Consider the following 8,259-nt stretch of genomic DNA (forward strand, 5'->3'; position numbering starts at 1 on the left):
GGAGCAGCACATCTAAGTCAGGGAAATGAATTCGAGATTATTAAACAAGTGCTATTATTTGGAGCAGTTGGAAAAGTTTTCGAAAAACTCAGAAAAATACCTATAATTAACCAAGCAGAAGGAAAAATGCTAGCCTGGGTAAGGAATCTAAGTAACCAGGGGGGAGTAGGCATTACTAAAGTTGTATCAGAACAAGTTAAACCCCTTCCTGCAGCACGTACAAAACTGGGTGTTCATTGTATAGAGCAATGTACTGCAAGAGGTATCACAAAAAAAATGGCACAAAAAGCAATTGAAAAAAGAGTACGTTATTACGATCCTAAACATAAAAGTATCGTTTACGTTTTACATAATGGTATGGCCAGTGGTGATCACTTAATGCTAGCTGTTGTTCCAGAGAGTGGGTTGCTTAAGACCGTTTTTACTAGATCCAAACCAATTCATAAACGACTCATTCTGTTGGAATAATATGGAACAACTTAAGAAGATCCAAGATGCAAAAAACTTGGTTTTAAAACTATTGACACTATCTAACCCAGATAGATCTAGAATGATTTCTATGTTCCAAAAATTTATTTCGAAATATCAACCTTCCAAGCCTGAAGAAGAATTATGTGAAATACTTGATGGTTTGGCTATGGACTTAGATTACTATGAACCAAACCCAGAATGGCGCCAAGAATGCCCTGGTTGTTATTATGATGAAGAGGGATTGATTACAAACATTCAAGAAGCCTTACAAGCCATTGAGGCACTGGAAAATAAAAATGAACAAAAAGATAAAGATTAGCCTATTTATCGATTTGTAAAAGCCATTCTTGTTTTGACAGAAGCTAATAAATTATTAAGGGTATACAATATATGCGCCTTGTCTTTATCTGGCAGATTAGCAATGTCATTCAGCCGTTTTAAGATATGACGTCTAGTAGCTTAGATTTAATCTTACAGGTCGTAAAAATTTAGACTTTAAAATTGTCGGCTATGTTGTTAACATCCAACATTAAGGCTTTTGTACTAGATCCATAATATAAATTCCAATGTATAACGAAATGCACTTTTTGTACACCTTACAAAGGGTACCCATTCACGACATTGGTAAAAAAGCTTTTTAATCCCACTTTTTGCTTGATTAAAAAGTGAACAAAAAATCAAGCCCTCGGTAAAAAGTTGCGGAAAGTGCCCGTCATAACTGGAAAAACAGAATCCGCCCTTCAGCCTCTCTCTCAACTGTTTTTCTATTTCAGTTATAACAGGTACTTTCTGAACGCAACTATTTTACAAGGGGCGTTTCTTTGGTGCACTGCTGCCACAGTAATGAATGGATAATCCAAAGGACATACAAGAGCAAATAGGCAGTCCAGCAGGATTGAGAAAAGCTGTTGCAGATCATATCAGAGAGAAACCTAAGATTTGTCGGGACCTAGTTAAGTATCAAGAAAAACTAAGACAATTAGCACCTCTTCAAGTGCCTAGAATGGGATTTTTGCCTCTTATTCCTGTTGTTAAAGCTGGTCTAGCAGCTTGGACGGCTTATCAGGTCTATGCAACTGGAAAGGATATAGTTAATGATCAAAAGGTTCAGAGAAGTTGGGAAGAACGTAACTATATAGATATTTTTAGCCATACGCTACCTCATCTTCCTTTTTGGGGGGATGCCATACGTGGCGGTCGTGCATTGGCACTTGGTGATTCCAAAGGGGCATGGCTATATCCAGTAAACGCGCTCTTTACAATTTATGGAGGAAAGGTAATAGGGAAAGGAAGTAGATGGATCTTTAAAAAAGTAGCGTCAGAAAGTAACCAGCTAAGATTCTGGAAATGGCTAACGAAGCAAGAGGGAACAGTAGCGAAAGTTGCAAGAAATATAACAGATACTGAAAACCAGTCTGTAAATTTTATTCTAAGTGGCTTAGGTAAATCTGAAGCTCGATCTTTTGCTCAAAGTATGGGACTCAGTAAAGCACAACTATCCTCCGTTAATAGTGCTATTAAAAGGATGACGTCTACAAGTGTAAGTAAGGTAACACAAAATGGTTCCGATGTTGTGGTCCAAATCTTCCAACAAGGACGTAATGGTTATCAAGTCATTGAGACTACAGTACGGGTAAATGGTTCAAAGCAGGTCATCCAAAAAGCTTATGACCTTAAGTTTATTTTATTGATAATCATGTATTATAAATCTTTAATAAGTTCCTTGATTTCTTTTTTAGAAAGTGAGTCTCTATTTCCTTTATTGTAAATAAAAAATAGTATTAATCTATTTTCTCCAGTTTGGACAAGTGTCATAATGCGTATACCACCAGACTTTCCCTTTCCTTTAGAGGTAACAGATAGACGCACTTTGTAGATATTGTTTCCAAGTGGAATACCTTGAGCAGGATTTTTTTTTAAGGTTATAATCAATTTTATAATATCCTCCTTCAGTGAAGGATATTTCTTTATCAGATGTTTAATCTCATTGTTAAAGCTGAAAGAAAATATGATACTATAGCTCATTGAGTTCTTTAATAAAACCTTCTTCAGAAATCATGTTTAATTTCTCCTGTTGAAATAATTTAAGCTCCTCTAATGCATTTTTAAACTTTATTAAAGTAGACCCTTTAGAATCTTCGTTATCCTCTACTTTTACGAAATCAAGCGTTTTGATAAATTTTATAAATGGTTGATATTTATTATCCTTAATAGCTAAAGTTATGTATTTCATAGTCAGATTATTTTAGATAGGCCCATCGTATTGTGGGTCGACCAATTAGATAGTCAATGCTAACATTTTAATATATCTACAATATAAGTGTAAAAATATGAATAAAGAGTATTAAACAATTGGCGTGGTTAAGTTTGTTTTCAGACCTGCTAGGGCCACGTTTACAAACCTAAAAGACTTGTATCAAGACATAGCTAGCAGGTCGTGATGTAAGGTAGCCTTGCTAAAGAATCTGCCAGGACCGCCTGATTATCAGGCTTCAAACCTGACAGTTCTTCGCTCCACTCGCAGTGGGTTGGCATCTGCGAGCCCCCCTTTTTGGGTTTTCTTTCAGTCTTGCAACCTGCTTCGCTTATTGCAACCTCAAGAAAACCTTTTTGCTCAAGGCTGTATTTCCTGGTGGGGAGGGGCCGAGGATATCATTTTTTTTCAATTGAAATAAAAAGCAGTTAAATTTATTTTAATTGAAATCTTTACTTTAAGCAAATGAAGTTTTTACGCATACTTTTATTACCCTTACTATCTATTTTATTAATTACTGAAAATCAGCCATTAAAAGAATGTTGTAACAGTGATTTAGGGATAAGTAGCATTGAGAAAAGCAGTGAAAAAATTGATGCTAGGGTAACAGATCTAACTAACCAGGGGGGAGCTACTAAGATTCCTGGTGCGACTGTAAAACTTTCTATTTCTTATACTAGAGCCCAAAAAGTCTTTGGAAAGAATGTTAAGAAGATTGTTACAAGAGAGAGAAACAATGGAAAAGGAAGAGCCTATAATATTGAATTTGAGGATGGTACTAAAATTGACATCAATCCTGATAGAGTAAAAATGGATGTGCCAAAACCTCAAAATCCTAGTCGAGGTGGCATGAGGAAACATGATTTTATTAAAGATGGGGGATTACCAGAAGGCACAAAAGTGGTCGTAAAAGGAACTAAAACACTGCCACATAAACGAACATTAACTGAGGCAGAAATGAAACTATTGGAAGACTTAATAGAATAAATAAAATGAGTATACATAGTGTTAATGGAGTTCTATCCCGTTTTAGATTATTTTTAGAGTCATCTTTTTCTCATATTGCCCCCATATATGCTAGGAACGAAAATGAAGAAGATTTGAGAGCTGCATGGCTACAGGCCAATTGGGAACTATTAGTGGAATGTGTTTTGTGTTGGGGGCCTCCACCAGAATTTCTTGTCGAGTATGGTGGGGGTGCTGATTTGTATGGGGTTAGTTCTCGTATTTTACTCCCTGATGCTGTGGCTACTCATAAGATTACTGTTCATCCCATAGGTAATAATAATGCGCAAGTAATCAATTTGCTCGATAATAAGTTTATTCACCTAGATGATCCAGAATTAAATCTAGATTTTGATAGTTTTTGTTATTCACATAGAGGTTATTATTATCCTTTCCAAGCGCCATTGAATAGCGTATTATTAGAAGGGAAAAATCATTATTCAGTTGCTGTTAGTCTAGAACATGTCACTTTTAAAAAAACTCCAATTAAGCCTGAATAGAGTTTAATCTTGTTATTTGACATCACCTTCCTGTCTACCGAATGACTGCAATGATGCATCTAGCGTATGGCAAGAGGTGGTTTTTAAGCGATAACCCGAACATCTTCTACTGATAAGCCTGTTTTATTCTTAAAATCGATTATTAAGCTTATTGTGATAGATCCATAGTATAAATTTTTGTTATAGTTTTATTGTTATCTAGGGTCATTTTAGTCTACTTTTAGATAGACAGCCTCTCTAGACACCCTTTAAAAAAGGTAAGAAAAATAAATTCAAGAAAATAAAATGATGCGTAAAATAGATGCATTACCTATTGGTTATTCAGATATTGAAAGAGTTATCAAAACAGGCTATTATGTAGATAAAACCAACTATGCTCAAAAATTGATAGAAAAAGAAAATCCTGTATTTATAGCCAGGCCTCGTAGATTTGGCAAATCTCTATTTATAGACACATTGTCTACTATATGCAATGGAGACCAAGAGGTGTTTAAACGTTACCATATAGGTAAGCCAGAAAATGGTTACCAATGGAAGAAATACCCTATCATCAACATAGATTTTTCAGGCATAAACCATAATCCGAACTGTTTGGAAAACAGCTTAAAAAGCAAGTTAGATCGAATTGCTTGTTCATATGGATTAACTATACAGATCCCAGATATACAAGGTGGGCTAGAAAATCTAGTGGAAGCATTTTCAAAACTTAGCAATGGTTATGAACCCAATCCAGTAGTTCTTATAGACGAATATGATGCTCCAGTGATTAACTTAACTAAAGGATCAGATTTAGAACAGGCTAATATTAAGGTCATGAAAGATTTCTTCATGGCTTTAAAATCCCTGAATAAACGTTTTAAGTTTGCTTTTATCACTGGTGTAAGTAAATTCAGTTTATCGGATGTTTTTTCAGGAGCTAATCATTTAAAAGACATTACCATTGATGCATCTGCTGATGCCATGTTTGGTTATACGCAACAAGAAATCCTAACTATATTCTTAAAAAACTTAGAAGATATTGCTGAAAAATGGAGTAAAAAAGAAAATAAAAAAATAACTGAATCAGAAGTAATGGGACAGATTTCAACTTATTACAATGGTTATAAGTTTTATGAGGATGGAGCAAGTGTATATAATCCTTGGTCGACCCTAAGATTTTTAGACTGTGGAAAATTAGAAAACTATTGGTACGAGTCAGGTAGTCCAAGCTTACTCATTAATCAGATGCTAGCAGACCCTGATAGGTTTGATCTTAACATAGATAATCTCCAAATAGAAGCTACCAGAGAGGACCTTATGTATACAGGTAGTAGGAATGAGATTAGTTTAAAGTCTTTAATGTTTCAAACCGGATATCTAACCATTGGCAGTTATGATGACACCACCAGTCTATATACTTTAAAATTTCCTAATAAAGAAATAGAAGAATCTTTTCAAAAAAGTATACAATCCAGTTTAGAAAAAAGCGTAAAAGATTACTTTATACAAGAACGAGATAAAATTAGAAAGGCACTCTCAAATAAAAAAATCAGATCATTTATAGATAGTATCAATACCGCTTTTGCCACGCTTCCTTACTATATCGATATCAAACAGGAAAAACAATACCATAGCAATTTACACATGCTACTGCAAGGGTTGGGGTTTCTAGGCGGTAGGAGAATGCACATGTATAGTGAATCTCCCTCGAGCCAAGGCAGATCAGATATTGTTTTAGAATTAGAATCAGCTATATATATTATAGAAATCAAGTATAAATCCAGCGGAAAAATAGCTTTACAACAAATTAAAGCAAACGGCTATTATAAGCCTTACCTACTCAGACAAAAAGCTATTATACTATTAGGTATTAACTTCAATGAAGAAACCAGAATGATAGATAGCTGGGACTATGAAATACATGAAGAACATTTAGAGGAGTAAAAGGTTATTAATTGTTTAAATAAAGTTCTTTTTACCAGTTCCCTGTTCAGACAATGGCGCCAACTTAAAGATCATATTTCTTTGATTATTAAGTATAATAGCATTTTTTGAATGGATAATTAGTGTGTCATCTCGTTTATGGGCACCGATAATATCTATAATAAATTGATATTCAATTTATTATAGATTTACTCAATACTATGTCTATGTTTTGAAAAAAACGCCCCTTGTAAAATAGCTTCGATTAGCAATCACCTAATTAGATTTGAACCCGCTGAGCGGGTGAGTTCTGTTTTTCCAGATGTAAACGAAGCTTTCAGCCGCTTTTTTCATCAGCGCTTGATTTTTTAGTTACTTTTTTATCAAGAAAAAAGTAACAACAAAAATTCATTTTCTACTAACTTCGTGAACACAAACCAAAGAGTTGCTAAATAATCGGGAACGTCGTATTAGGTGTGTTTTTTACAAAAAAAATAATAAATTGTAAAGTACCCTAAATATTGACGTTACGATGACGCAACAAACAAGAGAAAAAAGCTGTGAAGCTCTGCTAATGGCTGGTATCCAAAACCTTCTAGTTAGCCAAGATGTTTTTACGTTAGAAACCTTCACAGTTAAGGTTCTAGAGATCCTGATGTTGCTAGAAAGAGAGGCTTATTTAAAAGGTTCTCAAGGTGCTCATGACATCGGCAATGGTAGCTATCCACGTAGCTTTAAGGCCTTAAATAAGAACAGTCTTCTGGTTAATATTCCAAGAACTCGTAGTGGCCACTTCAAGCCTATGACGATAGAACTGCTTAAAATGCAACAAGAGCAGGTGAATGAGTTAGCCTTGTTGCTATACAGAAAAGGTCTCAGTAGCAGAGATGTTTCGGATATAATGCAGGACTTTTTTGGGGAAGAAATGAGCTACGACACTGTCAACAACTTATCAGAGTCTTTTCATAAGATACGTACCAATTGGGAGTCAAGAGAGCTTGATGCTTATTATAAGGTACTATATTGTGATGCTCTTTATGTGAGTTTAAAACGTAATAATTCCTACAGTAAAGAGGCTGTACACGTGATATATGGTGTAAAAGAAGATAATAGACGAGAGTTGTTACTGCTAGAGGTAAACCCCACAGAAAGTCATAATGTTTGGGGAGAATACTTCGAAAAACTGCAAAAAAGAGGTGTAAACCAAGTGGATCTAGTGTTTGCAGATGGTTTACCTGGTCTGAGTGATACTGCTCGTTTTCAGTTTCCTGGTTCAGATTTTCAAAGGTGCGTTGTGCACAAACAAAGAAACGTTTTAAATAAAGTAAGGCCTCGTGATAAGCAAGCAATAGCCCATGATATTAAGGATGTTTTTAACAACTTTGACAGTAACGCAACTTTGGAAAACGCACAAGCTAAATTAGATAGATTTTGTGCAACATGGGAAAAAAGTTATCCAAATATAGTTAAAGCGCTTCAAACAGATGATATAAATGACTATTTTACGTACATTCATTATCCTATTGAAGTACGAAGGATGATCTATACGACTAACAGTATAGAGAACCTAAATAGGCAAATAAGGAGGGTGACTAAGACAAAAGTGACCTTTGATAAAACCGATAACTTACTTGACTTAACCTTTATGATAATAAAGGATTTTGAGGCCAATAATTGGCAAAAGTTTCCAGTACATGCTTTTACTAATTGGCCCAGAAAACACACCTAATACGACGTTCCCATATAAAAAATCGAAGAAAAACCACAGTCGTGAACGGATACAAAAAAAGCTTTACCGCTTAAATTTACTAATGATCCTAACTATTAAATTGACGTCATTACCTGAACAGATACGAAAAATAGAACTCGCCCGCTACACAGACTTCAAACAAAGCTGTTTTTCTATTTTAGTTATAACAGGCACTTTCTGAGCGCAGCTATTTTAGAAGTGAAACTTTTTCTTTGTACCTGTTCAAGTCAGTGGCAAATAAGATGTTTTTCTCTTACTTTTTTCTTGATAAAAAAGTAACCAAAAAATCAAGCCCTGGGTAAAAAGTTGCTGAAAGCAGCCCTCACAGCTGAAAAAACAGAACTCGCCCGCTTCGCAGGCTTCAAACAGGCTGTTTT

General features: G+C 35.0%; 9 protein-coding genes. 7 read left to right on the forward strand and 2 right to left on the reverse strand.

Going from position 1 to position 8,259, the window contains the following annotated elements; translation table 11 throughout:
- The 3 genes from MUW73_RS01865 to MUW73_RS01875 all read left to right on the forward strand — a co-directional run.
- Positions 1–468: hypothetical protein (locus tag MUW73_RS01865; RefSeq protein ID WP_243575201.1), on the forward strand; the 468-nt coding region annotated here is incomplete at its 5' end.
- Position 469: 1 nt separating this feature from the next.
- Positions 470–790, forward strand: a complete 321-nt coding sequence (locus MUW73_RS01870; protein ID WP_243018432.1) for a hypothetical protein — start codon at positions 470–472, stop codon at positions 788–790.
- A gap of 528 nt (positions 791–1,318) precedes the next feature.
- Positions 1,319–2,239 (forward strand): hypothetical protein, encoded by a 921-nt coding sequence (locus MUW73_RS01875; protein ID WP_243018433.1) that lies wholly within the window; start codon positions 1,319–1,321, stop codon positions 2,237–2,239.
- Here the strand turns inward: MUW73_RS01875 and MUW73_RS01880 are convergent.
- Positions 2,173–2,496: a type II toxin-antitoxin system RelE/ParE family toxin gene (locus MUW73_RS01880; protein WP_243018434.1), complete on the reverse strand. Its 324-nt coding sequence runs from the start codon at positions 2,494–2,496 to the stop codon at positions 2,173–2,175. The genes MUW73_RS01875 and MUW73_RS01880 overlap by 67 nt on opposite strands.
- Positions 2,486–2,704, reverse strand: a complete 219-nt coding sequence (locus tag MUW73_RS01885; protein WP_243018436.1) for a hypothetical protein — start codon at positions 2,702–2,704, stop codon at positions 2,486–2,488. Before MUW73_RS01885 ends, MUW73_RS01880 begins: the two co-directional genes overlap by 11 nt.
- Before the next feature lie 486 nt (positions 2,705–3,190).
- Between MUW73_RS01885 and MUW73_RS01890 the strand changes: the two genes are divergently transcribed.
- From MUW73_RS01890 to MUW73_RS01905, 4 genes are all read left to right on the forward strand, one after another.
- Positions 3,191–3,712: a hypothetical protein gene (locus tag MUW73_RS01890; RefSeq protein ID WP_243018437.1), complete on the forward strand. Its 522-nt coding sequence runs from the start codon at positions 3,191–3,193 to the stop codon at positions 3,710–3,712.
- 5 nt (positions 3,713–3,717) lie between these two features.
- The gene (locus MUW73_RS01895; RefSeq protein ID WP_243018438.1) at positions 3,718–4,230 is read left to right on the forward strand and encodes a hypothetical protein; all 513 of its coding nucleotides are present in this window, start codon (positions 3,718–3,720) and stop codon (positions 4,228–4,230) included.
- A gap of 285 nt (positions 4,231–4,515) precedes the next feature.
- Positions 4,516–6,153: an AAA family ATPase gene (locus MUW73_RS01900; RefSeq protein ID WP_243018439.1), complete on the forward strand. Its 1,638-nt coding sequence runs from the start codon at positions 4,516–4,518 to the stop codon at positions 6,151–6,153.
- Positions 6,154–6,664: 511 nt separating this feature from the next.
- A complete protein-coding gene (locus tag MUW73_RS01905) occupies positions 6,665–7,861 on the forward strand; it encodes an IS256 family transposase (RefSeq protein WP_243575202.1) in 1,197 nt (398 codons plus the stop codon).
- Positions 7,862–8,259 lie beyond the last annotated feature (398 nt).

It is taken from the genome of Candidatus Cardinium sp. cByotN1 (assembly GCF_022810525.1).
GTDB lineage: Bacteria > Bacteroidota > Bacteroidia > Cytophagales > Amoebophilaceae > Cardinium.